Origin of the sequence: Streptomyces sp. NPDC060002 (genome assembly GCF_042737245.1) — a bacterium.
GTDB lineage: Bacteria > Actinomycetota > Actinomycetes > Streptomycetales > Streptomycetaceae > Streptomyces.
Map to the genome: position 1 here is coordinate 186798 of NZ_JBHWUW010000001.1, position 21373 is coordinate 208170.

General features: G+C 72.6%; 24 protein-coding genes. 12 read left to right on the forward strand and 12 right to left on the reverse strand.

Features of this window, described 5'->3' with window-relative positions; translation table 11 throughout:
• Window positions 1-49 precede the first annotated feature (49 nt).
• Window positions 50-514: a pyridoxamine 5'-phosphate oxidase family protein gene (locus ACFWBD_RS00780; RefSeq protein ID WP_385660679.1), complete on the reverse strand. Its 465-nt coding sequence runs from the start codon at window positions 512-514 to the stop codon at window positions 50-52.
• 136 nt (window positions 515-650) lie between these two features.
• Here ACFWBD_RS00780 and ACFWBD_RS00785 point away from each other — a divergent pair, with 136 nt between their 5' ends.
• Both ACFWBD_RS00785 and ACFWBD_RS00790 read left to right on the forward strand, forming a co-directional pair.
• The gene (locus ACFWBD_RS00785; RefSeq protein ID WP_054241086.1) at window positions 651-1013 is read left to right on the forward strand and encodes a DUF1304 domain-containing protein; all 363 of its coding nucleotides are present in this window, start codon (window positions 651-653) and stop codon (window positions 1011-1013) included.
• On the forward strand, window positions 1010-1573 hold the full coding sequence (locus tag ACFWBD_RS00790) for a TetR/AcrR family transcriptional regulator (protein WP_385660682.1): 564 nt from the start codon (window positions 1010-1012) through the stop codon (window positions 1571-1573). The genes ACFWBD_RS00785 and ACFWBD_RS00790 overlap by 4 nt, the downstream gene beginning before the upstream one ends.
• A gap of 7 nt (window positions 1574-1580) precedes the next feature.
• On the opposite strand, the gene ACFWBD_RS00795 is transcribed toward ACFWBD_RS00790, so the two are convergent.
• Together ACFWBD_RS00795 and ACFWBD_RS00800 are read right to left on the reverse strand one after the other, a co-directional pair.
• On the reverse strand, window positions 1581-2435 hold the full coding sequence (locus ACFWBD_RS00795; protein ID WP_385660684.1) for a hypothetical protein: 855 nt from the start codon (window positions 2433-2435) through the stop codon (window positions 1581-1583).
• Between the two features lie 73 nt (window positions 2436-2508).
• A complete protein-coding gene (locus ACFWBD_RS00800) occupies window positions 2509-3465 on the reverse strand; it encodes a GlxA family transcriptional regulator (RefSeq protein WP_385660687.1) in 957 nt (318 codons plus the stop codon).
• 70 nt (window positions 3466-3535) lie between these two features.
• Here ACFWBD_RS00800 and ACFWBD_RS00805 point away from each other — a divergent pair, with 70 nt between their 5' ends.
• The gene (locus tag ACFWBD_RS00805; RefSeq protein WP_385660689.1) at window positions 3536-4486 is read left to right on the forward strand and encodes an NADP-dependent oxidoreductase; all 951 of its coding nucleotides are present in this window, start codon (window positions 3536-3538) and stop codon (window positions 4484-4486) included.
• Window positions 4487-4493: 7 nt separating this feature from the next.
• On the opposite strand, the gene ACFWBD_RS00810 is transcribed toward ACFWBD_RS00805, so the two are convergent.
• Window positions 4494-5600, reverse strand: coding sequence for an NAD(P)-dependent alcohol dehydrogenase (locus tag ACFWBD_RS00810; RefSeq protein WP_385660691.1), 1107 nt, complete (start codon window positions 5598-5600; stop codon window positions 4494-4496).
• Window positions 5601-5630: 30 nt separating this feature from the next.
• Window positions 5631-7085, reverse strand: coding sequence for an aldehyde dehydrogenase family protein (locus ACFWBD_RS00815; RefSeq protein ID WP_385660694.1), 1455 nt, complete (start codon window positions 7083-7085; stop codon window positions 5631-5633).
• Window positions 7086-7189: 104 nt separating this feature from the next.
• Here ACFWBD_RS00815 and ACFWBD_RS00820 point away from each other — a divergent pair, with 104 nt between their 5' ends.
• Together ACFWBD_RS00820 and ACFWBD_RS00825 are read left to right on the forward strand one after the other, a co-directional pair.
• The gene (locus tag ACFWBD_RS00820; RefSeq protein WP_385660697.1) at window positions 7190-7654 is read left to right on the forward strand and encodes a MarR family winged helix-turn-helix transcriptional regulator; all 465 of its coding nucleotides are present in this window, start codon (window positions 7190-7192) and stop codon (window positions 7652-7654) included.
• Window positions 7655-7818: 164 nt separating this feature from the next.
• Window positions 7819-8226, forward strand: coding sequence for an anti-sigma factor antagonist (locus ACFWBD_RS00825; protein ID WP_385660700.1), 408 nt, complete (start codon window positions 7819-7821; stop codon window positions 8224-8226).
• A gap of 93 nt (window positions 8227-8319) precedes the next feature.
• Here ACFWBD_RS00825 and ACFWBD_RS00830 read toward each other — a convergent pair whose 3' ends face one another.
• Entirely contained in the window at window positions 8320-9273 is a 954-nt protein-coding gene (locus ACFWBD_RS00830; RefSeq protein ID WP_385660703.1) for a ribose-phosphate diphosphokinase, read from the reverse strand.
• Window positions 9274-9770: 497 nt separating this feature from the next.
• Between ACFWBD_RS00830 and ACFWBD_RS00835 the strand changes: the two genes are divergently transcribed.
• Together ACFWBD_RS00835 and ACFWBD_RS00840 are read left to right on the forward strand one after the other, a co-directional pair.
• Window positions 9771-10451 carry a DUF4230 domain-containing protein gene (locus ACFWBD_RS00835; RefSeq protein ID WP_385660706.1) on the forward strand — a complete coding sequence of 227 codons (681 nt, stop codon included), beginning with the start codon at window positions 9771-9773 and terminating at the stop codon, window positions 10449-10451.
• Window positions 10452-11016: 565 nt separating this feature from the next.
• Window positions 11017-11565: a VanZ family protein gene (locus ACFWBD_RS00840; RefSeq protein WP_385661483.1), complete on the forward strand. Its 549-nt coding sequence runs from the start codon at window positions 11017-11019 to the stop codon at window positions 11563-11565.
• Window positions 11566-11571: 6 nt separating this feature from the next.
• Here the strand turns inward: ACFWBD_RS00840 and ACFWBD_RS00845 are convergent, their stop codons facing one another.
• Window positions 11572-11808 (reverse strand): hypothetical protein, encoded by a 237-nt coding sequence (locus ACFWBD_RS00845; protein ID WP_351756711.1) that lies wholly within the window; start codon window positions 11806-11808, stop codon window positions 11572-11574.
• Window positions 11809-11904: 96 nt separating this feature from the next.
• On the opposite strand from ACFWBD_RS00845, the gene ACFWBD_RS00850 reads away from it, so the two are divergent.
• The 3 genes from ACFWBD_RS00850 (at window position 11905) to ACFWBD_RS00860 (ending at window position 14981) form a co-directional block, all read left to right on the forward strand.
• Complete coding sequence (locus tag ACFWBD_RS00850; RefSeq protein WP_385660710.1) at window positions 11905-12945, forward strand: PHP domain-containing protein; 1041 nt, start codon at window positions 11905-11907, stop codon at window positions 12943-12945.
• 47 nt (window positions 12946-12992) lie between these two features.
• Window positions 12993-13649 carry an HAD family hydrolase gene (locus ACFWBD_RS00855; RefSeq protein ID WP_385660713.1) on the forward strand — a complete coding sequence of 219 codons (657 nt, stop codon included), beginning with the start codon at window positions 12993-12995 and terminating at the stop codon, window positions 13647-13649.
• A 369-nt stretch (window positions 13650-14018) separates the two neighbouring features.
• Window positions 14019-14981, forward strand: coding sequence for an SDR family NAD(P)-dependent oxidoreductase (locus ACFWBD_RS00860; protein ID WP_385660716.1), 963 nt, complete (start codon window positions 14019-14021; stop codon window positions 14979-14981).
• Between the two features lie 12 nt (window positions 14982-14993).
• Here the strand turns inward: ACFWBD_RS00860 and ACFWBD_RS00865 are convergent, their stop codons facing one another.
• Together ACFWBD_RS00865 and ACFWBD_RS00870 are read right to left on the reverse strand one after the other, a co-directional pair.
• Window positions 14994-15827, reverse strand: coding sequence for an alpha/beta fold hydrolase (locus ACFWBD_RS00865; protein ID WP_385660719.1), 834 nt, complete (start codon window positions 15825-15827; stop codon window positions 14994-14996).
• A gap of 245 nt (window positions 15828-16072) precedes the next feature.
• Window positions 16073-16327, reverse strand: coding sequence for a hypothetical protein (locus ACFWBD_RS00870; protein ID WP_385660722.1), 255 nt, complete (start codon window positions 16325-16327; stop codon window positions 16073-16075).
• Window positions 16328-16466: 139 nt separating this feature from the next.
• On the opposite strand from ACFWBD_RS00870, the gene ACFWBD_RS00875 reads away from it, so the two are divergent.
• Window positions 16467-16673, forward strand: a complete 207-nt coding sequence (locus ACFWBD_RS00875; protein ID WP_385660725.1) for a hypothetical protein — start codon at window positions 16467-16469, stop codon at window positions 16671-16673.
• 133 nt (window positions 16674-16806) lie between these two features.
• Here ACFWBD_RS00875 and ACFWBD_RS00880 read toward each other — a convergent pair whose 3' ends face one another.
• The 3 genes from ACFWBD_RS00880 to ACFWBD_RS00890 all read right to left on the reverse strand — a co-directional run bounded on the left by ACFWBD_RS00880 (window position 16807) and on the right by ACFWBD_RS00890 (window position 19869).
• A complete protein-coding gene (locus ACFWBD_RS00880; protein WP_385660727.1) occupies window positions 16807-18099 on the reverse strand; it encodes an ROK family protein in 1293 nt (430 codons plus the stop codon).
• Between the two features lie 92 nt (window positions 18100-18191).
• Window positions 18192-19154: a phosphotransferase family protein gene (locus ACFWBD_RS00885; RefSeq protein WP_385660730.1), complete on the reverse strand. Its 963-nt coding sequence runs from the start codon at window positions 19152-19154 to the stop codon at window positions 18192-18194.
• A gap of 466 nt (window positions 19155-19620) precedes the next feature.
• Window positions 19621-19869 carry a hypothetical protein gene (locus tag ACFWBD_RS00890; RefSeq protein WP_385660732.1) on the reverse strand — a complete coding sequence of 83 codons (249 nt, stop codon included), beginning with the start codon at window positions 19867-19869 and terminating at the stop codon, window positions 19621-19623.
• 179 nt (window positions 19870-20048) lie between these two features.
• On the opposite strand from ACFWBD_RS00890, the gene ACFWBD_RS00895 reads away from it, so the two are divergent.
• Window positions 20049-21302 carry an aromatic acid exporter family protein gene (locus ACFWBD_RS00895; protein WP_385660735.1) on the forward strand — a complete coding sequence of 418 codons (1254 nt, stop codon included), beginning with the start codon at window positions 20049-20051 and terminating at the stop codon, window positions 21300-21302.
• Window positions 21303-21373: the final 71 nt, after the last annotated feature.

A 21373-nucleotide genomic window follows, 5' to 3' on the forward strand; every position in this document is an offset into this window, starting at 1 on the left:
GGACCGGGGCGGGCGAGTCCCGTCCCCGGACCTTGCGGATACCCCCGTTTCAGTCGGCCACCAGCCATGTCCCGTCCCGCATCAGCTCCCGCCCCTGGATCTCGTTGGCCGCCCGCCAGGCCTGGATCCGGCCGGGGAGGACTCGGAAGTACAGGTAGGGCGCGGCCAGTTCGCGCGGGTCGAAGCCGGTCTTGCCCGCGAAGATCTCGGCGTCCTCCTCCGGCAGTTCGACGGGCGGCACGGCCACGGCGGTGCCCTCGATCATCACGACGTCCTGGGTCGGGCCGACGGCGATGCGCGTGACACCGGTGGCCACCAGGTTGCGGCCGGTGGGGCTGGTGGCGGGCGTGGCGAAGAGCAGGGTCGCGCCGTCCCAGACGAAGGAGAGGGGGACCAGATAGGGGGCGGCGCCGCCCTCGGCGGCCGTGGCGACCCAGGCGTCTACGTCGTGTTCCAGCCGGTGGAGGGTGTCGAGCTTGCGCTGCTTCGCGGGGCGTGCGGGTGCTGGCGTCATGGTTTCAGTGTGGCCGTCACCGAGCGGTTCGCACCAAGAGTTCCGCCCCGGGGGTCACACGAGTCCCACCGGCGACCGACTTCCTGGACAGGTGTCCCGCTATAGTGGACACCTGTCCAAGAAATTGAGGGAGACCATGGAGATCCTGGCGAACGTGCTGGTCGTTCTGGTGGCCGCACTGCATCTCTACATCCTGGTGATGGAGATGTTCCTGTGGCAGAAGAAGCCGGGGATGTCGTTCCACGGCCTGGACGCGGAGATGGCGAAGCGGACCGCCGCGCTGGCCGCCAACCAGGGGCTCTACAACGGTTTCCTCGCGGCCGGCCTGGTGTGGGGGCTGATCGCGGCCGACCCGACCGGATTCCGGGCGCAGGTGTTCTTCCTGTCCTGTGTGATCGTGGCCGGCGTGTACGGCGCGGCCACCGCGAACCGCCGGATCCTGGTCGCCCAGGCCCTGCCCGGTGCGCTCGCCCTGGCCGCCGTCCTGATCGCGCAGTGACCCGCGGCGAGCCCGAGGACCCGCGCGCGGCCCGCACCCGGGCGAGGCTGCGCGCGGCGCTGCTCGAGGAATGCGCCGAGCGGCCGCTGGAGGAGGTCGGCGTCGCCGCGCTGGCGCGGCGGGCCGGGGTCGGCCGGGCCACCTTCTACGTGCACTATCCCGACCTGGAGGCGCTCGCGGTCGACGCCTGCGCGGACGTCGTGCGCGAGGCCGTGGAGGCGCTGCACGCGTGGCGGGGGCGGCCCGACCCGGTACGGGCGCCGGCCGCGCTGCCGGAGTTCTTCGGCTCGCTGACGCCGCACGCCGCGCTGTACCGCACCCTGCTCGCGCCGGGCGGCGGCGGACCGCTCGGCCGTGTGCTGCACCGGGACCTGCGGGCCTACAGCCTGCGGGAGCGGGAACGGGCGGGCGCGGCCGACGCGCCCCTGGTCGCCTCGGCCGTCGCCGCGACCTTCGCGGGGGTGCTGGCGGACTGGCTGCACGGCGACCTCGAGGGCACGCCCGGTGAGATCGCCGACCAGGTGTGGCAGTTGCTGGTCGCGCTGCACGCGAGCCGCTGACCGGCGGTCACGCGCACGCCACCGTCTCCTTCGCCAGGGGCCATGCCTCCACACCCTCGGAGGTGCGGACGTACGCCGTCGAGGCGTCGTCCGTCAGCCACAACCGCCGGTCGCCGTAGCGGTATCCGGTGTCGTGGGCGTCAGCGGGCACAGCGGCGTCACCGTCGTACGGCGAGGTCAGCAGGTCCTTCTCGATCACGCCGTCGGGGTCGCGGACGTACTGCCGGTAGTTCTCGCCGCGGCCCGTTCCCAGGAAGTGCGCCGTCTGCCAGCCGCAGTGCTCGGCACCGGAATGGCTGCTCACGATCGTGGTCGCGACCCGCTCACCGTGCCGGTCGGTCCAGATCTCCGGTTCGCCGGAGCCCGTGACGCTCGCGGGAAGTTCGGCCGGATCACAGGAGGCGTTGGTCTCCGGACCCCAGCCCGGCCGCTCCTTCTGGTCCCGGGCGACGACGACGGCGACCTTCGTCCGGCCGTCCACGTCGTACGAGTACAGCACCCGGTCGGCCTCCTCGCGCTCCGCCCGGAAGCCGGAGTGCGGGCCCGTCGGCTCGAACATGTCGAAGTAGAGCCGCAGCCCCTCCTCCGGGGTGTCACCGCCGTCGCGCTCGCTCCAGCCGTCCGGCCCGCCGCCCCAGAAGATCTCCCCGTCGCACTCCAGCGCCCGGCCCGCGGCGCCGGACACGCTGCGCAGGGCCTCCGGCGTGCTCTCGTCCAGCTCCTTCGTGGCGATGTCCAGGGGACCGGCGTACGGGGTCGCCGGGGGCGTGCCCTCGACGGTCACGTCCTTCTCGTCCCCGGCACCGCATCCGGCGGCCGCCAGCACCACCAGCAGCCCCGACGCCACGAACCGTGCGCGCATACCCGTCCCCCGTTCCCGTCCCGCGGTCGCCCTTTCGCGCCCGCTCCTGTGACGCGGCAGCGATCCGGAACGTTCAGCGGGCCGTCTGGAACGTCCTGCGGTACGCCTGGGGGGAGACCCCGATGGCCGCGTGCAGGTGCTGGCGCAGTGAGGCGCCGGTGGCGAAGCCGACCCGGCCGGCGATCTGGTCGACGGAGAGATCGCTGGCCTCCAGCAGGTGCCGGGCGTGCACCACACGCTGCTGGATCAGCCAGCGGCCGGGACTCATGCCCACCTCGTCCTGGAAACGGCGGGCGAAGGTGCGCGGGCTCATCCTGGCGTGCGTGGCGAGGTCGGCGAGGGCGAGGGACTCGTCGAGGCGCCCCAGGGCCCAGGCGCGGGTGGCCGCCGTGCTCGCCGGGCCGGTCTCGGGAACGGGCTGTTCGATGTACTGCGCCTGACCGCCGTCGCGGAACGGCGGGACCACGCAGCGGCGGGCCACCTTGTTGGCGAGTTCGCTGCCGTGGTCCTTGCGGACCAGGTGCAGACAGATGTCGACCCCGGAGGCGGCGCCCGCCGAGGTCAGCACGCGGCCGTCGTCGACGAAGAGGACGTCCGGGTCGAGGTCGACCTGCGGGTACATCCGGCCGAACGCCTCGGCGACCTGCCAGTGGGTGGTGGCCCGGCGGCCGTCCAGGAGACCGGCGGCGGCGAGGACGAACGCGGCGGTGCAGATGGAGACGATGCGCGCCTCGGGTCGGATCCGGGCGAGCGCCTCGGCGACCCCGTCCGGCAGTTCGGCGGTGATCCAGCCGGACGCCACCGGGGCGACGACGACCGTGTCGGCCGTGGCCAGCGCCTCCGGGCCGTGCTGCACGCCGACCGTGAAGTCGGCGTTGGTCTGGACGGGGCGGCCGTCGACCGAGCAGGTCAGGATCTCGTAGTGGCCGTCGGCCGCGCCGAGGATCCGGCTGGGAATGCCGAGCTCGAAGGGGTAGACGCCGTCGAGGGCGAGGACGACCACCCGGTGCTTGCGCTGCTGTGCCTGCATGGCACGATCCTATCGAAGCTTGGCAATCTTGCCATTTCCCGGTCGGGCACGGCCCGGCAGGCTGGTCACCATGAGCACTGTGAACACCATGCGCGTCATCAGCCAGAACGTCCTCGGCGGACCCGGGGTCCTCGAGGAACAAGAAGTGGAGCGACCCGCACCGCGTCCCAACGAGGTGCTGGTCCGGGTGCGCGCCGCCGGCGTCAACCCGACCGACTGGAAGCACCGCGCGACGGGCGGATTCCTGGGCGAACCGCCCTTCGTCCTGGGCTGGGACCTCTCCGGGACCGTCGAGGCGGTCGGCATCGGCGTGGCCGCCTTCCGGCCGGGCGACGAGGTCTTCGGCATGCTGCCGTACCCCTACGGCCACGGCTCGCACGCCGAGTACGCCATCGCCCCGGTCCGTGCCCTGTGGCACAAGCCGGCCGGGATCGACCACGTCCAGGCGGCCGCGCTGCCGCTGGTCTCGCTGACCGCCTGGCAGGCCCTGGTGGAGAACGCCGCACTCGAGGCCGGACAGCGGGTACTGATCCACGCGGCCGCGGGCGGTGTGGGCCATGTCGCCGTGCAGATCGCCAAGGCGCGCGGCGCGTATGTGATCGGTACGGCCAGCGCGGGCAAGCACGAGTTCCTGCGGGAGCTCGGCGTCGACGAGGTGATCGACTACCGGGAGAACGACGTCACCGAGGCCGTCAAGGACGTCGACGTGGTCCTGGACACGCTGGGCGGGGACACCTCCGTGCGGTCCCTGCGCGTGCTGCGGCCGGGCGGGACCGTGGTGTCGATCCTGCCGGTGGGGTCGAACGAGTTCTACGAGGAGGCGGAGCGGCTCGGCGTACGGGCGGTGCGGATGCTCGTGGACGCCGACCGGGCCGGGATGCGGACGATCGCCGAACTGGTCGGGACGGGGAAGCTGCGCGCCACGATCGCGGGAACGTTCGCGCTGGCCGATGCCGCCGAGGCACACACGCTCGGCGACACCGGCCGGACCACCGGCAAGCTGGTCCTGACGGTCGACTGACGAGCCGTCAGAACAGCAGCACGGGCTTGATGGTCCTGCCCGCGGTCATGTCCCGCACCGCCTGGTCGATGTCCGCGAACGGATAGGTGCCGATCAGGCGGTCCAGCGGGAGCCGCCCCTCCTTGACCAGCTCGACCAGGGCCGGGATGAAGGCTTGCGTCTCGCTGTCGCCGAGGGTGAGCCCGACGACCCGTTTGCCGCCCAGCAGCCCGTTGACGTCCAGGGCGACCTCACTGCCGAAGGGCGGTGCGCCCACGACGACGAGGGTGCCGCGGGCGGCGAGCGCGTCGACGCCCTGGCGCAGCACGGCCGTGTTGCCCGTGGTCTCGACGATGCCGTCGGCGCCCCGCCCGCCGGTGATCTCCGCGACCGCCTCGCCCAGCGGGGTCCCGCCCGCGTCGACGGTGTGCGTGGCGCCCAACTCCTTGGCCAGCTGCAGGCGTTCGGCGACCCGGTCGACCGCGATGATCGTGGTGGCCGGGGTGAGGGCGGCCGCCATGACCGCCGACAGGCCTACGGCGCCCGCGCCGAGGACGACGATCGTGCTGCCGGTCGCCGGCTTCAGCACGTTCCAGACGGCGCCGACGCCGGTCTGGACTCCGCAGCCCAGCGGGGCGATCGACGCCAGCGGTACGCCGCGGTCGACCTTGACGAGACTGCGCTCGTCGACCAGGGCCCGCTCGGCGAAGGAGGACTGGCCGAAGAAGTGGCCGCCGAGGGGCTCGCCGTCCCGGCTGATGGTGCTGGTGCCGTCGGCGCGACGGCCGCCGATGAGGTTCAGCGGCAGCCAGGTGGCGCAGTAGGCGGGGTGGCCGCCGTGACAGTTGCGGCACTCGCCGCAGGAGGTGAAGGACAGCACGACATGGTCGCCGGGCGCCACCCCGGTGACGGCCGAGCCGACCGACTCCACGACGCCCGCGCCCTCGTGGCCGAGGACTCCGGGCAGCGGGAAGGGCAGCCCGCCGCTCGCCACACCGAGGTCGGTGTGACACAGTCCGGCCGCCACCAGACGGACGACCGCCTCGTGCGGGGCGGGGTCGTCGAGGACGACGTCGGACAGGGTGAAGGGGACTCCGCCGGACTCTACGACGGCGGCGCGCGTGGTGATGGACATGGGTTGGACTCCCTGTGCTTCGCGGCGCGTTCAGTCGAGCGAGACGACGACGGACTTGACCTTGGTGTACGCGTGGAGCGCCTCGGGGCCGTACTCGCGGCCGAAACCGGAGTCCTTGACGCCGCCGAAGGGGACGGCCGGGTCGAGCATCGCCCAGTCGTTGACCCAGACGATGCCTGCCTGGAGGCGGTCGGCGACGCGGTGGGCGCGGGCCAGGTTGCCGGTCTGGATGCCCGAAGCCAGGCCGTACGGCGTGGAGTTGGCCAGCGCGACGGCCTCGTCCTCGTCGTCGAAGGGCTGGACGGTGAGGACCGGGCCGAAGATCTCCTCCTGGACGACACGGGAGTCGTTCGCGAGGTCGGCGATCACGGTGGGCTGGTAGTAGTAGCCGCCGTCGAGGTCGAGGCGCTCGCCGCCGCAGACGACGCGGGCGCCCTCCTTGCGGGCCAGTTCGACGTACTCCTCGACCTTGTGCAGGTGCTTCTCCCCGGCCATCGGGCCGACGACGGTCTCCACCTGCCGGGGGTCGCCGACCGGCACGCCGGGGACGGCCTCGGCGAGGATGTTCAGCAGCGTGCTGTAGACCGGGCGCGCCACCAGCAGACGTGGGCCGCCCATGCAGAACTGGCCGGTGTTGAAGACGAATCCCTTGATGACCGCGCCGACGGCCTTCTCCAGGTCGGCGTCCTCGAAGACGATGTGCGCCGCGTTGCCGCCGAGTTCCATGGTCACCGGCGTGAGGTTCTCACCCGCGATGCTCGCGGCGTGCCGGCCGACCGCGGTGGAGCCGGTGAAGGCGATCTTGTCCACGCCGGGGTGCCGCAGCAGCGCCTCGCCTGCGACCGGACCGGCGCCGGTGACGACGTTGACCACCCCGTCCGGGACGCCGGCCCGCTGGAACAGTCCCGCCATGTACAGGGCACTGAGCGGGGTCTCGTCGGCGGGCTTGTGGACGACCGTGTTGCCGGCGGCGAGCGCCGGGGCGATCTTCGAACCGGCCAGGATCAGCGGGAAGTTGAACGGGGTGATCGCGGCGACCACACCGATCGGACCCCGCTTGGTGTAGGCGAGGGCGTTCATCGGGGTGTCGCGGGTCGCGCCGTCCAGGGAGAAGGCGAGGGAGGCGAAGTACTCGTAGTCGTTGGCCGCGTTCGTGACGTCGACCGCGTGCGCCAGGGTGATCGGCTTGCCGACGTCCAGGCTCTCCAGCCGGGCGATCTCGTCGGCCTCCGCACGGATCAGTTCCGCCACCCGGAGCAGGACGCGGCCGCGCTCCCGGCCGCTCAGTCCGGACCACTGCCCGGCGTCGAAGGCCGCGCGCGCGGCCTGTACAGCGGCGTCGACGTCGATGGCGCCCGCCTCCGCCACGGTGGTGACGACCGTGCCCCGGGACGGGTCGACCACCTCGGTCCGCGCTCCGCCTGCGGCCTCACGCCACTGTCCCCCGATGAACAGCCGACCGGGGTCGGTCTCGAAGGTGGTCATCGCCACTCCTCAGCATCGTCGCCAAGATTTCAACCAACAGGATTCCTGTTGGTCCGCAGTCTCATTACAGACAGGTTTCCTGTCAATGGTCTACGCTCGGACTCATGGCCGGCACCCAGACAACCAAGACAGCGTCCGCACCTCAGCCCCACAAGGAGCCCCCGTCCCTGCTCTACATGGTGAAGCAGGTGGAGCTGGTCGTGCGATCCCACCTGGACGAGCTGGTCAAGCCGTCGGGGATCACTGCCCTGCAGTACACGGCGCTCACCGTGCTGGAACGGCACGACGGTTTGTCCGCCGCCCAGCTGGCCCGGGACTCCTTCGTGACCGCCCAGTCCATCGCCGACCTGGTGCGCTCCCTGGAGACCCGCGGTCTCATCCGCCGCGAACGCAATCCACGCAACCGGCGCGAGCTGCTGATCCTGCTCACCACGGAGGGGCGCGAACTGCTGGACCGGCACGCCGGGCCGGTGCGGGAACTGGAGGAGCGCATGGTGCGGGAGCTCACCGCACACCAGGCGGAGCAGTTGCGCACAGCGCTCTCCAAGGCGTGGCACGCCCTGTCGTAGCACTCGGCGCACCCCTTCGCTCACGGCGCGAAAAAACTCCGGCGGAGTCGGTTGCATTTCGAAGACATATGTCAATCGAACATGCTGGAATTCACTCGATCAGGGGTAACTTGCTGGGGCGGGGAACGGCTGTCTGCTCCCCGCCCGTTGGAGGCTCCCGACCGGTGGAGCGGGTTGGAGGCGATGTCGTCGTGCTGGAGAAACCCGCAGCGGACACCCCACATCTGCGCGTCCGCGAGGACCGGGGGTACACCGTGCTGGAGTTCCGCGGCGAGATCGACATCGTCGCGGCGACCGAGATCTCCCCGCTCCTCGACGACGCGACCGGCGGTCCTGCCCCCCGGATCGTGATCGACCTGAGCCGGATCGAGTTCTTCGACTGCTCCGGGCTGCGCCTGCTGTACCGGGCGCGCGGGCGCGTCCTCGACCACGGCGGCCATCTGCACCTCGTCTGCACCCATCGGCTCACCCTGCGGATCCTGCGGGCCACGGGGCTGTACCGGCTGCTGCCGCCCGCCACGACGCTGGACGCGGCCCTGGAACACCCCGAGGCCACCTCCGGCACGTTATGACGGCGCTCGAAGCGCTCCTCCCGTTACCTCAGTCCCCTCAGTCCCGCAGCCCCCTGGTCCCCGGTCCCCAAGCCCCCTGGTTCCGGTCCCCGGCTATGGGCCGCGCGCCGCGTCGAACAGGGCACTGACGGACTCACCGTTGTGAATACGGCGCACGGCCTCCGCGAGGGCGGGCGCGATGGACAGGATCCGCAGCTTGTCGGTGTGCTCCTCGGCGGGCACCGGCACCGTGTTGGTGCACACGATCTCCAGCACGTCGGGCTGCTCGCTGAGCCGCTTGAGAGCACCGGCCGCGAACAGGCCGTGCGTGCACGCCACCCGTATCGACCTCGGCTCCGACTCCCGCAGCCGGTCGAGCAGTTCCAGGACCGTACTGCCCTTGGCGATCTCGTCGTCGAGGACGATCACGTCCCGCCCGGCCACCTCGCCGATCACGGCGCTGATACTGACCCGGTCGTCGGCGTACCGCTGCTTGGCGCCGGCCGCCACCTGGGCGCCGATCATCCGGGCGAAGGCGGCGGCCTCCTTGGCGTTGCCGAGGTCGGGCGAGACCACGGTGGTGCGGGTGAGGTCGTAGCGGCGGAAGTGGGCGGCCAGCTCCCGGTGGGCGTGCAGGTGGTCCACGGGCATCGAGAAGAAGCCGTGCACCTGGGGCGAGTGCAGGGTCATGGTGAGGACCCGGTGGACGCCGGCCGCCGCCATCAGGTCCGCGACCAGGCGTCCGCCCAGGGAGATGCGGGGCGCGTCCTTCTTGTCGGAGCGGGCGTAGGAGTAGTGCGGCATGACGACGGTGATCCGGCCCGCCGACGCCCCGCGGGCCGCGTCGCACATCAGCAGCAGCTCGACGAGGTGCTCCTGCACGGGCCGGACCAGGGGCTGGACCAGGAAGACATCCCGTTCCCGGCAGTTCGCCTGGAGCTGGACCTCCAGGCAGTCGTTGGCGAACCTGCTCAGTCGGGTGGGGCTCAGGGGCACGCCGAGGTGGGCACAGACCTCGGCGGCCAGCTCGGGGTGGGCACTACCGCTGAACACGGAGATGTCTCGCACGATCGGCTCCTCGCTGACCATGTCCGGCTGGGGCGGGAGCTCTCATGCTACGGACCGCGTCCGTTTTGCCCACCCCCAGGAGTGCGCGGGAGTCCCGCACGGCCACTCGAAGTCACTCGGAGTCCCTCAGACCCCGGGGAAACCGGTCGCCGCCTGCCACCGCGAGCCCCGGACCGCTCGAAGCGGCCAACCGGGTGGAGCGGCCACAACCACGCCGGTCGCGGCGGCGGACGTCGTCACCACGCCGGTCGCGGCGGGCGGACGTCGTCTGCGAGCGCTGCTTCCTCTCCCCCAGCCGGCGCTCGTTGGTCCCGGGCGGCCACCGGCCCGGCGGGCCGGGACCGTCACCCGGCGCCCCCGGGGCTGCCCCGCGGCACGCTCCAGCCCGCTCACCCGGGCGGCCGGTCGTCCCTGCCCTCACTGTCACAGGTTGTCAACAGCGCGGTCTGACAGGGCGATTGGCGGGCATCCGGACAGCAGGAAGGAGGGCCGTTCGCATGACGACTTCCATCAAGCCCGACAAGCCCACCACGCGCCTGCCCCGGCGCATGCCCGGCTGGGCCAAGGTGCTCACCGCCGTCGTGGTCGTACTCGTCGTGATGTTCGCCGGGATCCGGCTGAGCCTGCTGCCGGGACTGCGCGACTTCTTCGGCACCGAGACCCATGACCGCTCGGGCCCCGCCCTGCTGGAATCCATCCAGGACATGAGCCGTTACGACGCCGCCTCCGGCAACTTCCAGGTCGTCGTCGACCTGGAGAAGGACGCCAAGTACCTCCCCGACGCGATCCGCGGCACCCGCACCCTGTACGTCGGGGCGGGCACCGTGGACGCCTATGTCGACCTCGGCAAGGTCGGCGACAAGGACGTGACGGTCGACGAGGACCGCACCTCGGCCACGCTCCGGCTGCCGCACGCCCTGCTCGGCAAGCCGGCGCTCGACCCCGACCGCTCCTACGCGGTCTCCAAGCAGCGCGGCCTTTTCGACCGCCTCGGCGACCTCTTCTCGGACAACCCGAGCGGCGAGCAGGCCGTGCAGAAGCTGGCGGTCAAGCACATCTCCGAGGCGGCGAAGGAGAGCGAACTGACCGCCCGCGCCGAGACCAACACCACCGACATGCTCCAGGGGCTGCTGCACTCCCTCGGCTTCAAGGAGGTGAAGGTGACCTACCACACCTGACCGCCTACGCAGGGCGCTCGTCCCGCCGCGTCAGCCGCCGAACACCCCCGACAGCACCGGCGCGGCCTGTAGTGGGGCGGTTGTGGGCGACGACGCGGCGGCGCGGCGGGCCGGGGCCACGCCCCGCAGGGACGCCCCCACTCACCCGGCCAGGGCGACGGCCGCCGCGAGCGGCCGGCCGTTCACCGGTCGGTCACGCTCGTCGCCCGCGCCGCTCGGGCGGCCTCCGAGCACCACCCCTGTCGTGCCGGGGACCGGGGGGTCGGCACGTGCAGGCCTGCGCCCGGAGTTCCACGGCAGCTCGAACGCAAACGCGGGCCGCGGCGATTCGGACCGCATCCCTCGGCAGTTCGGGGGTAAGCGCCCTACCACGCAGGGAACTTGCAGACTGGAGGACCGGATGGCCCGTACAGCCCTACGTCCGCTTGCCGTGTTCCGCCCACGCGCCGGCAGGACCAAGGAGCCCGCCCCGCCGAAGGACGGGACCGGGAAGTCGGGCCCGAAGCGCGCTTTCCCCTTCGGGCCGCGCTCGAGATCCGGCCCGGAATCCGGCCCGAAGCCCGGCCTGAAGCCCCGCTCGAAGTCGGGACCGAAGGCCGGTTCGTCGAAGAAGCCGGAACGCGCCGAACGCCGGCCGTTGCCGCTCCCGCTCCGGCTGCTGGCGATGCTGTTCGCCTTCGGGTTCATGGTGGCGTTCGCCGTCGTGCTCGCCCGGCTCACACTGGAGCCGTCACCGGCCTCCGTGGCACTGGTGCACTCCAACCTGCGTCCGGGCGACTCCCTGCGTGCCTACCTCGACCAGCCCGAACTCCGCGACGCGGTCAAGCAGATCGGCGGGAACATACTGCTCGGCGTGCCCTTCGGCGTCCTGGTGCCGGTGGTCGCACCCCGGGCGCGCGGGGTCCTGCGCGTCCTGCTGCTGACCGCGACCGTCATGCTGCTGGTGGAGTTCGCCCAGGGCGCGGTGGTGACCGGACGCGCCTTCGACATCGACGACGTCATCCTCAACACCACGGGCGCACTGATCGGTTACCTGCTCGTGGGCCGCCGGATGAGCCGTGCGGTGCACGCACGGGAACGGCACCTGCGGCGGGACGCCCGAGAGGGAGCCTGACCGCCGTCAGCGCGGGGTCCAGGTGTACCGGTCCCCGCCCACCCATCGCACGACGTCGGGGTCGTCGAGGTCGTGGACCGTGATTCCGAACGCGGCGGCGATCTCGAGGACGTCGGTCACGTCCCTCGCCTCGCCGACCACCTCGGTGTCGATTTCCACGATGCGGAACGGCGCCGGGCCCGGCTGCACCCCGAGCACCATGATCCGCGGGTGGGAGATACGGAGACTCGCGATTTCGGTCATGACATAGAGGGTAAAGCGGAATCTCCCGGTACGAATCATCCGATTTCCTGGTGCGGTCCCTGCGCCGGTGGGGAACTCTGGAGCCAGGAGGTGGCGATGGATCCCGTCGAAGCCCTGGACCGGATCGCCTTCCTGCTGGAGCGGTCCCTGGCGCCGACCTACCGGGTCCGCGCCTTCCGGACCGCGGCCGGCGTGCTGACCCCGCTGCCCGCGGCGGAGGTCGCGCAGCGGGCGGCCGACGGGACGCTGGAGTCGCTGAAGGGCGTGGGCCCCAAGACCGCCCAGGTGGTGCGCGAGGCGCTCGCCGGGCAGGTCCCGTCCTATCTGGAGAAGCTGGAGGACGAGGCCGGCGGGCCGCTCACGGACGGTGCGGGGTCCGAGCTGCGGGCGCTGCTGCGTGGGGACTGCCATGTCCACTCCGACTGGTCGGACGGCGGCAGCCCCATCGAGGAGATGGGCCGGGCGGCGGCAGCGCTGGGCCACGAGTGGGCCGTGCTGACCGACCACTCACCCCGTCTGACGGTGGCCCGCGGGCTGTCGCCGGAGCGGCTGCGCCGGCAACTGGAGGTGGTCGAGGAGCTCAACGCGACCTGGGCGCCGTTCCGGCTGCTGACCGGCATCGAGTGCGACATCCTCGACGACGGATCCCTGGACCAGGAGCCGGAGCTGCTGGAGCGGCTCGACGTGGTGGTCGTGTCCGTGCACTCCAAGCTGCGCATGGAGTCCCGTGCGATGACGCGCCGCATGGTCAACGCCGTGCGCGATCCGCACGCCGACGTCCTCGGCCACTGCACCGGGCGGCTGGTCACCGGGCGGGGACGGCCGGAGTCGGAGTTCGACGCGGACGCGGTGTTCGCCGCGTGCGCCGAGTCCGGTACGGCGGTCGAGATCAACAGCCGGCCCGAGCGGCTCGACCCGCCGCGCCGGCTGCTGCGCCGGGCCGTGGAGGCGGGCGCGCTGTTCTCGGTCGACACCGACGCGCACGCGCCCGGCCAGCTGGACTGGCAGATCCTGGGCTGCGCGCGGGCCGTGGAGTGCGAGGTGCCGGAAGAACGGATCGTGACCGCCTGGTCGCAGGCGGACCTGCTGGCCTGGACACGGGAACGGCGGCTGCCGGCGGGCGTGACGGTTGCCTGAGGTGGTACCCGGGGGCTACTGGAGGGGCTCGAGAGAAAGGACCCGTGATGACACGCGCCGCCGTGTTCGACGTCGACGGCACCCTGGTCGACACCAACCACCTGCATGTCACCACCTGGTGGGAGGCCTTCCGGCAGGCAGGCCACCGGGTCCCGATGCACGCCGTGCACCGGGCGGTCGGGCTGGGCTCCGACGATCTCATCGCCCACCTGCTCGGCGACGACCGGGACAAGGACGAGGACGCCGGGATCGGCGCCGCGCACAAGGCGCTCTACGGGCAGTACTTCGACCGGCTGCCGGCACTGCGGGACGCCGGTCCGCTGCTGCGCAGGCTGCACGACGACGGCTGGACGGTCGTGCTGGCCACCTCCGCGAGCGGGGCCGAGCTGTCCGCCCTGCGGAGCGCCATCGACGCCGACGACGTCATCGCCGCCACCGCGAGCGCGGACGACGTGGAGGAGGGCAAGCCCGCCGCGGAACCCGTGGAACACGCGCTGGAGCTGGCCGGGGCGAGCGCCGAAGGGGCCGTGTTCGTCGGGGACACCGTGTGGGACATGCGCGCCGGCCGCCGGGCCGGGGTGCGCTGCGTGGGCGTCCTGTGCGGCGGCATCCCGCGCGCCGACCTGCTGGAGGCGGGTGCGGAAGCGGTCTACGCCGACCCCGCCGAGCTCCTGGCGTCCCTGTCGGACAGCCCGCTGGCCTGAGGGAAGGTGATCCGCGCGGTCCCTTCGGAGCCGGTGACACACATCACCGCGCGTGGCCACGGGCCCGGGAACACCCATAGAAAGTTCCCCGTTGAACCATTCGTGGGTGTGGATGGGACAGTGTCCCCGGGCCTCACCTTTTGCCCGCAGGGACGATCGTCCGGCTGAAGCCCTGTGGAGCCTTTCGCCGACAGGCGACCGCCATCCGTGCCCACGCTCAGACCGCCCCGACCGTGATTCCCCCGTCCGGTCGGGGCTTTCCCCTGTCCGCCCGGCTCAGACCCCACCACCGGGCCCGGACCCCACGGCTCCGCCGCTCGCATCGGAGCACTTGACTTCGAGCGCACTCCAATCCGTAGCGTTCCGGACATGAGCGACACGGCACAGCACAAGATCGGCTCGGGCTTCGGCGCCACGAGCACCGCCGACGACGTCCTGCGGGGCATCGACCTCACCGGGAAGCTGGCCGTCGTCACCGGCGGATACTCCGGCCTCGGTCTGGAGACCACCCGCGCGCTGGCCAAGGCCGGCGCCCATGTCGTCGTGCCCGCGCGCCGCCCGGACACCGCTCGCGAGAACCTCGCCGGCCTCGACGGCGTCGAGACGGACACCCTCGACCTCGGCGACCTGCAGAGCGTGCGCGCCTTCGCCGACCGTTTCCTCGCCTCCGGCCGGAGCATCGGCCTCCTCATCGACAGCGCCGGGATCATGGCCTGCCCGCAGACCCGGGTCGGCCCCGGCTGGGAGGCCCAGTTCGCCACGAACCACCTCGGCCACTTCGCCCTCGTCAACCGTCTCTGGCCGGCGATCGAGCCCGGCGGCGCCCGGATCGTCTCCGTGTCCTCGCGCGGCCACCACTTCTCGGGGATGCGCTGGGACGACGTCCACTGGCGCGACGGCTACGACAAGTGGGAGGCGTACGGGCAGGCCAAGACGGCGAACGTGCTGTTCGCCGGCCACCTCGACCGGCTCGCCCGGGACCGGGGCGTCCGCGCGTTCTCCCTCCACCCCGGTGGCATTCTCACGCCCCTCCAGCGGCATCTGCCGAAGCAGGAGATGGTGGACCGCGGCTGGATCGACGAGGACGGGAACGTACTCGACGTCGAGGGCTTCAAGACCCCGGAGCAGGGCGCGGCCACCCAGGTGTGGGCGGCGACCTCGCCGCAGTTGGCCGGTATGGGCGGCGTCTACCTCGAGGACTGCGACATCGCCGAGCCCGCCCCGGCGGACGGCGAGCGGGTCGGCGTCAAGGACTGGGCGACGGACCCGGAACAGGCGGCTCGGCTGTGGGAGCTGTCGGCACGGCTGACCGGTGTGAACGCGTTCGCGTAGCCGGACGCCGGGTCAGCCCCCGGCCGCGAACTTCCGCAGATCCGCGGTGAGGCGGTCGGCGTGGGTGGCGAAGAGGCCGTGGCCGGCGTTCTCGTACACCTCGAGGGTGGAGTTCGGGGCGAGGCGCGCGGCGCGGCGGCCGGTCAGCTCGATGGGCCCGGAGGTGTCGTGGGTGCCGTGGACGACGAGCACGGGCAGGTCGAGCGCGGCCAGTTCGGGGGCGACGTCGAGTTCGGCGATCAGCTCACCGAGGGCGACACCGGCCCGTGCCGTCGAGCCGTGACAGCTCCGGATCATGGACTCGACGTACGCCTCGGACAGCTCGTTGCCCGGCCGGTCCAGCGCGAAGAAGGCGTGCGCGCCGTCGGCGAAGAACGCGGAGCGGTCGCGCCGGAAGGCCTCGGTGCCCGCCCGTATGAGCTCCGGGTCGACGCCCTCGGGGTGGTTCGCCGACCGGGCCGGACCGGGCGCCATGCCGGCGATCAGCGCCACCCGGGCCACGCGGCCGGCGCCGTGCCGGGTCAGGCAGCGGACGATCTCGGCGGTTCCGAGGGAGTGCCCCACGAGGGTGGTCCCACTCAGGTCAAGACGGTCGAGGAGGCCCTGCACGTCGTCGGCGAGGCTGTCCAGGTCGAAGCCGCCCCACACGTCGTCGGAGCGGCCGTGGCCGCGCCGGTCGAAGCCCACGCAACGGTGGCCCTCGCGGGCCAGCGGCAGCATCTGGTACTCCCACATCCCGGTCCCGAAGTACAGGCTGTTCACGAAGACGATCACGGGCCCGTCCGCGGGCCCGTAGTCGACGTAGTGCAGCCGTGCGCCGTCGACGGGACTCGTGAAGTACGGCATGGGTCGCTCTCCTGAGGTGCTGGGGGACGCGGTGGCCGGGTACGTCGCCCATGCTTGCGGCCGGCACCGCCGGCGTCGATTACCTCTGGGGTCATGGCCGCGTGCGACGGGCCGGTCCTGGGTGCCCGGTCGGTGCCGAAGAGAGTCGGGCGCCGGCGGAGAGTCGGGCGTCGGCGGACAGGCGCGGCCGGTCAGTGCGTCCCGGCCACGAGCGGATCCGGTCGGCCGTACCCATGAGGTGCTCCTCAGTCGGACGGCTCGTCGGGCACGGGGTGGTCGGACTGACCGCTGCCCGCGCGGGGCGCGCCCCGCCGGCCGGTGCCCGACTCGTCGGTGTCGGGGACGTCAGGGGCGTCCTCCGCGGATCCGTCGGACTCGCCGGGGCGCTCGGGGGCGTCGACGTCCCAGGGGTCCTCTCCCCCGTCGGCCTGCTGGTCCGGCAGATCGCGAGGGATCGGCGTGCCGTTCTCGCCGGGGCCTTCGGGGCGCTGTGCGGCCACGACGTCCTCCCTTCACCGTCGCACCACGCCGGACGCGGGCGACTTCCCCGGACGGCGATCGCCCGGGCGAGGAGGCGAGTACCTCCACGGTGATCGGCGAAACGTGGCCGCGCGGCCGGGTGTGCGGAGGCAGGTCCGGATGGCGCGGTCGGGCGGCGGCGCGGAGTCGACGCGGGACGTCCTCGCGGCGCGGACCCGGCAGGGGGTGCCGACCTGGCGCGGGGCGCGGGATGCCGACCTGGCGCGGGGCGCGGGCTCAGCGGGGCGCGGACTCACCGCCGGGCGTCGTCGCGGCGCGGACCCGGAGCAGAATCCCGAACCGGCGCGGGGCGTCGTCGCGGCGTAGACCCGGCGCGGAATGCCGACCCGGCAGGACTGCCGACCCGGCACGCACTGGCGACCCGGCGCGTGGGCCCGGCCGGCGCGGGGCCCGGCCGGGCGTGGGGCCCGGCCGGCGCGGGGCCCGGCCGGGCGTGGGCTCAGCGCGGGGCGCGTTCCTCCAGGACTGTGCGCCAGGCGGGAGCGGGGCCGGTGGGGGTGGGCTCGGGGCGTCGGCCGCCGCGGGCGAAGAAGTCGGCGAGCGGAAGGATCGCCGCGCCGACGGTGACCGCGTCGGGGCCGAGCCGTCCCAGCTCGACGGTGACCTTCTGCGCGGGGTGACGCAACGCGTACGCGGTCGCGTGGCGGCGTACGGCGGGCAGGAAGCGGGCGCCGAGCTGCAGTCCGGCCCAGCCGCCGATGAGGATGCGCTCTGGCTGGAAGAGGTTGATCAGGTCGGAGAGGCCGGCGCCCAGGTACTCGGCCGTCTCCTCCAGAACCTCGAGCGCGACGGGGTCGGGCGACTCCTCGCTCTCCAGGGGATAGGCGGCGCCGAGCATCGCCGTCAGCGCGGTCTCCTCGTCCACGCCCTCCGGCGGCCGGCCTCCCTGCTCGCGCCAGCGTTCCAGCAGCGCCTCGGCGCCCGCATAGGCCTCCAGACAGCCGAGGGCGCCACACCGGCAGCGGCGGCCCCGCACGCGTACGGTCAGATGCCCCCATTCGACGGCCCGGCCGTGTTCCACCTCGGGCGTGACGAGACAGGCGCCGACACCCGAGCCGAAGAGGACGACGACCGCGTTGTGCGCACCGCGTCCGCCGCCGAACCACATCTCGGCCTGGCCGAGGGTCTTGGCGCCGTTGTCGATGAAGTACGGCACCGATTCGGGAAGGATGGACCGCTCGCGGAGCAGCGCCTCCAGGGGGACGGCGTCCCAGCCGATCGTCTGGCCGTGTACGACGGCTCCGCGCTCGGGGGTGTGCTCGATGATGCCGGGGACGCCGATACCGACCCCGAGCAGCTGTTCCGGGCCGATGCCGGCGGCGTCCAGCACTTCGGCGACGCCGTCCCGGATGTGCCCGACGATCCCGTCGACCTCGTACCGCCGCTGCTCCAACGGCCTTTCCACGCGCGCGAGTTCGGTCAGGGTCAGGTCGAAAAGCTCGATCCGCACCCGGGTCTCGCCGACGTCGACGCCGATCATGTGACCGCTGGCGGGCACGACCCGCAGCAGGATGCGGGGCCGACCGCCGTCGGAGTCGACGCTGCCGGCCTCCTCGACCAGCCCGTCGGCGACCAGGTCGGCGACGACGTTGCTGACCGAGCCGGAGCTCAGGCCGGTGGCCGGACCGAGCTCGAAACGGCTGAGGGGCCCGTCGAAGTAGAGCCGTTGCAGCACTGCCGTGCGGTTGGCCCGCCTCAGGTCGCGTACCGTGCGCCCGTTCCGCCCCGTCATGTCGTTCCCCTTCGCACCCTGCCCGACCTGCAACATACCCCTGCGGGCGGGCGGCACGCGACATTCCTCCAACCCTTAGTTCACGATGTGAGCTAAGAGACGCCCGCGGACTCGATCTCGTCCAGTGCCGCCACGAGCTGCGGGGCGACCACTTTCTGCACCCACTCCTCCTGATCCGCGCCGACCGCCCGCGGAATCGTCTCGGTCAGCATGATGAGGTAGAGGTACGCGCGGTAGAGGGCGAGACGGAGCCGGGCCGACGCGTCGAACACGGCGTGCCCTCCGGCGTCCCGGTAGCCCGCCAGGAACGCCTCGTCGTCTCTGATGTCCTGCAGCAGCGCCAGGGAGACGAAGTCGGCGAGGGGATCGCCCCAGAACATGCGCTCGCCGTCGATGAGTCCCCCGATCCGGGGCTTCGCGCCGGCACGGTCGACCAGGACGTTGCCCGGCCACAGGTCGAAGTGGACGAGGCGGGCGACGGTCACCTCGTCGAGGGCGTCGTACGCGGCCCGCGCGACGGCGGCCACCTCGTCGGCGGGGCGCGGCAGCCGGGCGCCGTAGCGGCGGGCGTCGGCGAGCACGGCGTCGAAGATCGCCGTGAACGCGGAGCGCCAGTCGGCGGCGAGCGGGCCGAAGGCGCCGGAGGGGTAGCCGAAGCCCGGCCCGGTCACCTGGTGCAGCCGGGCGACCTGACCTCCCAACTCCCTGCGCAGCTCCACCTGTTCGGCGGGCGCCAGCGATCCGTTCCAGGGTTCCCCCGGGCACACCGTCATCAGCAGCCACTGCCCGTCGAGGGCTATGACACGCGGTGCCGTCACTTCGGCCCGGGCCGCCCCGCGACAGAACTCCGCCTCTGCGGACAGCAGTCGGCTCTCGTAGCTCAGGCCCGGCGCCGTGGGCGCGACCTTCAGTACGTAGTGGCCGCCGTCCGTCAGACGGAGCTCCTCGACGGTGTTGTACGTGCCGCCGCCGAGCGGCCCCACGTGGGCCAGCCGGTCGGGCGGGATGCCCGCCGCCGCCAGGACGCTCCGGGCCCGCTCCCAGGAATCCGTCACCCCGCCCGCTCCTTCCTCCGAGTCACCCCGCCGCGTAGACGTCCTCCACACGACGGCCGTCCGCGATCAGCCCGTCGAGCCACGCCTCGGCGGCCGTGTCGCCGGGCAGCACGTGCGGTCCGGTACAGGGTACGGAACGCCTCCCGCGCACCCGGCGCCATTAGTGAACCGTCGCCGCACACGTACACCCGCGCTCCCGCGGCCGGCAGCCGCCGCACTTCGTCGGGCTCGGCGGCGATGCGGTGCTGGACGGGACATCACCCCGTTCCCGGGGCCGCGCTGAAGGCGGGGCGCAGCGAGACCGCTCCGAGGGTCTCGGCGGCGCGCGGCTCCCGTGCGTGCGGGAGGTCCGCGTCGGGGCCGTCGCAGCCGAAGCAGCAGAGTGCGGGCGGGGTTGGCGGCTTGCCGACGACGTGTAGACGCGCAGGTGACGCGTAGGAGGTCGGCGGCCCGTCCCGCCGCGCCCTCAGGTCGCGCGCGGGGACCAGCGTGGGTCGCGGCCGAGGAAGGCCAGCAGTGTCGCCGACCGGTCGTGGCCGTCCGGGGTCTCGCGCGCCGGGGCGAAGACCTTGAACGAGTCCCGCAGGTGGTCCAGAGGTGTTCCGCCGTCGGCCCGATCCCTTCGGCCGTCTCGGCCGGGGATGCCCGGTGCGCCCGCCCCGTCGGCCCGGTCGGCCGTGGCCGTCTCTCCGGCCCCGGCTGCCTTGTCCGCCATGGAGCTTCCCCCTCCGCTTCATGCACCCGGTGTCTCCCCGGCCGATGAGAACGATCCAGGCTCACTTGAGGACAGTCACGGTCCTCGATACAGCCGATCGACGCAGCAGGTCGCCCTTCGCGTGCCGCGAGGTGGTGAAGAAGCGTTCGAGGTCGCGGGTAAGGGGAACTGGACTGTCGATGCAAGAAGTAAGTGAGCGAGCGGCGCCGCTCGTGCGATTCGTACAGCGCCACCGGGAACCCGTCGTCGTCCAGGCAGTGCGGTCCGCCACCGCGGCGACGATCGCCTATGTCATCGCCCTGCGCCTGAGCCCCGAGGCGCTGCCCCTCACCGCACCGCTGACCGCGCTGCTCGTCGTCCAGGTCACCCTGTACGCGACGCTCACCAACGGGATCCGCCGGGTGAACGCGGTGGTGGCCGGTGTGCTCGTGGCCATCGCCTTCAGCCTCCTGGTGGGTCTGACCTGGTGGAGCCTCGCGCTGCTGATCGTGGCCTCGCTGGGGGTGGGGCATCTGGTGCGGGTCGACGAGTACGTCCCCGAGGTGGCGATCAGCGCCATGCTGGTGCTGGGCGTGACCACCGTCGGGGACACGGCGTGGGCGCGTGTGGTGGAGACGCTGATCGGCGCGTTCGTCGGGCTCGGCTGCAATCTGCTGCTGCCGCCCCCGGTGTGGGTGGAGGAGGCGGGCGAGTCGATCGAGGGCCTGGCCCGTCGGCTGCGCCGGCTGATGCTGCGCATCGGCGAGGAGGCTTCGGACCGTACCCCGGTGGAGCAGGCGGCCGCCCGGCTGCACGAGGCCCGCCGTCTGGACCACGACATCGTCGAGGTGGACGCGGCCCTGCGGCAGGCCGAGGACAGCCTGCGCTTCAATCCACGCGTGCGGGAGGGGCTGCTGCACCGGGTGGTGCTGCGCACCGGTCTGGACACGCTGGAGATCTGCACGGTCGTACTGCGGGTGCTCGCCCGCACCCTCACCGACCTCGCCAAGGAGCGCGAGCCGCGGCCGCTCTTCCCGGCCGGGACCGGCGAGATCGTGGAGCGGCTGCTGTCCGAGATCGCCGACGCGGTGGTCAGCTTCGCGGTGCTGGTGACCACGAGCGTCAGCCTCAACGCGGACGCCGCCGAGGAGCGGCTCACCGCAGAGCTGCGGCAGGCCGCGGCCACCCGCGACAAGCTCGCCCAGCTGCTGCTGGAGCAGCTCCAGCACGACGCCCGCCAGTGGCAGCTGCACGGCGCGGTGCTGACCGAGGCCACCCGCATCATCGACGAGCTCGACACCGAGCACCGCTCCCGCCGGCTTCTGGAGGAACTGGACCGCAACAGCCGTGAGCAGCGTGAGCGCCGGCCGGGGCTGTACCGGCTGAGGCAGCGGCTGCGCGTTCCGGCCCGGCTGCGACGGAACCGGGCCGGCGCCCCCCGTCGTTCCAGCTGATGTGCGCGACGACGAGGGGAGCACCCGGATCGCCGACACCACCGTACGGATCGCCGGGGACACGCCGAGGC

What these genes read in the sequence shown, in the direction of transcription:
- ACFWBD_RS00780 (WP_385660679.1), bottom strand. Translation starts at nt 514, where the DNA reads ATGACGCCAGCACCCGCACGCCCCGCGAAGCAGCGCAAGCTCGACACC.
- ACFWBD_RS00785 (WP_054241086.1), top strand. Translation starts at nt 651, where the DNA reads ATGGAGATCCTGGCGAACGTGCTGGTCGTTCTGGTGGCCGCACTGCAT.
- ACFWBD_RS00795 (WP_385660684.1), bottom strand. Translation starts at nt 2,435, where the DNA reads ATGCGCGCACGGTTCGTGGCGTCGGGGCTGCTGGTGGTGCTGGCGGCC.
- ACFWBD_RS00800 (WP_385660687.1), bottom strand. Translation starts at nt 3,465, where the DNA reads ATGCAGGCACAGCAGCGCAAGCACCGGGTGGTCGTCCTCGCCCTCGAC.
- ACFWBD_RS00805 (WP_385660689.1), top strand. Translation starts at nt 3,536, where the DNA reads ATGAGCACTGTGAACACCATGCGCGTCATCAGCCAGAACGTCCTCGGC.
- ACFWBD_RS00810 (WP_385660691.1), bottom strand. Translation starts at nt 5,600, where the DNA reads ATGTCCATCACCACGCGCGCCGCCGTCGTAGAGTCCGGCGGAGTCCCC.
- ACFWBD_RS00815 (WP_385660694.1), bottom strand. Translation starts at nt 7,085, where the DNA reads ATGACCACCTTCGAGACCGACCCCGGTCGGCTGTTCATCGGGGGACAG.
- ACFWBD_RS00820 (WP_385660697.1), top strand. Translation starts at nt 7,190, where the DNA reads ATGGCCGGCACCCAGACAACCAAGACAGCGTCCGCACCTCAGCCCCAC.
- ACFWBD_RS00835 (WP_385660706.1), top strand. Translation starts at nt 9,771, where the DNA reads ATGACGACTTCCATCAAGCCCGACAAGCCCACCACGCGCCTGCCCCGG.
- ACFWBD_RS00845 (WP_351756711.1), bottom strand. Translation starts at nt 11,808, where the DNA reads ATGACCGAAATCGCGAGTCTCCGTATCTCCCACCCGCGGATCATGGTG.
- ACFWBD_RS00850 (WP_385660710.1), top strand. Translation starts at nt 11,905, where the DNA reads ATGGATCCCGTCGAAGCCCTGGACCGGATCGCCTTCCTGCTGGAGCGG.
- ACFWBD_RS00855 (WP_385660713.1), top strand. Translation starts at nt 12,993, where the DNA reads ATGACACGCGCCGCCGTGTTCGACGTCGACGGCACCCTGGTCGACACC.
- ACFWBD_RS00860 (WP_385660716.1), top strand. Translation starts at nt 14,019, where the DNA reads ATGAGCGACACGGCACAGCACAAGATCGGCTCGGGCTTCGGCGCCACG.
- ACFWBD_RS00865 (WP_385660719.1), bottom strand. Translation starts at nt 15,827, where the DNA reads ATGCCGTACTTCACGAGTCCCGTCGACGGCGCACGGCTGCACTACGTC.
- ACFWBD_RS00875 (WP_385660725.1), top strand. Translation starts at nt 16,467, where the DNA reads ATGGCGCGGTCGGGCGGCGGCGCGGAGTCGACGCGGGACGTCCTCGCG.
- ACFWBD_RS00880 (WP_385660727.1), bottom strand. Translation starts at nt 18,099, where the DNA reads ATGACGGGGCGGAACGGGCGCACGGTACGCGACCTGAGGCGGGCCAAC.
- ACFWBD_RS00890 (WP_385660732.1), bottom strand. Translation starts at nt 19,869, where the DNA reads ATGGCGGACAAGGCAGCCGGGGCCGGAGAGACGGCCACGGCCGACCGG.
- ACFWBD_RS00895 (WP_385660735.1), top strand. Translation starts at nt 20,049, where the DNA reads ATGCAAGAAGTAAGTGAGCGAGCGGCGCCGCTCGTGCGATTCGTACAG.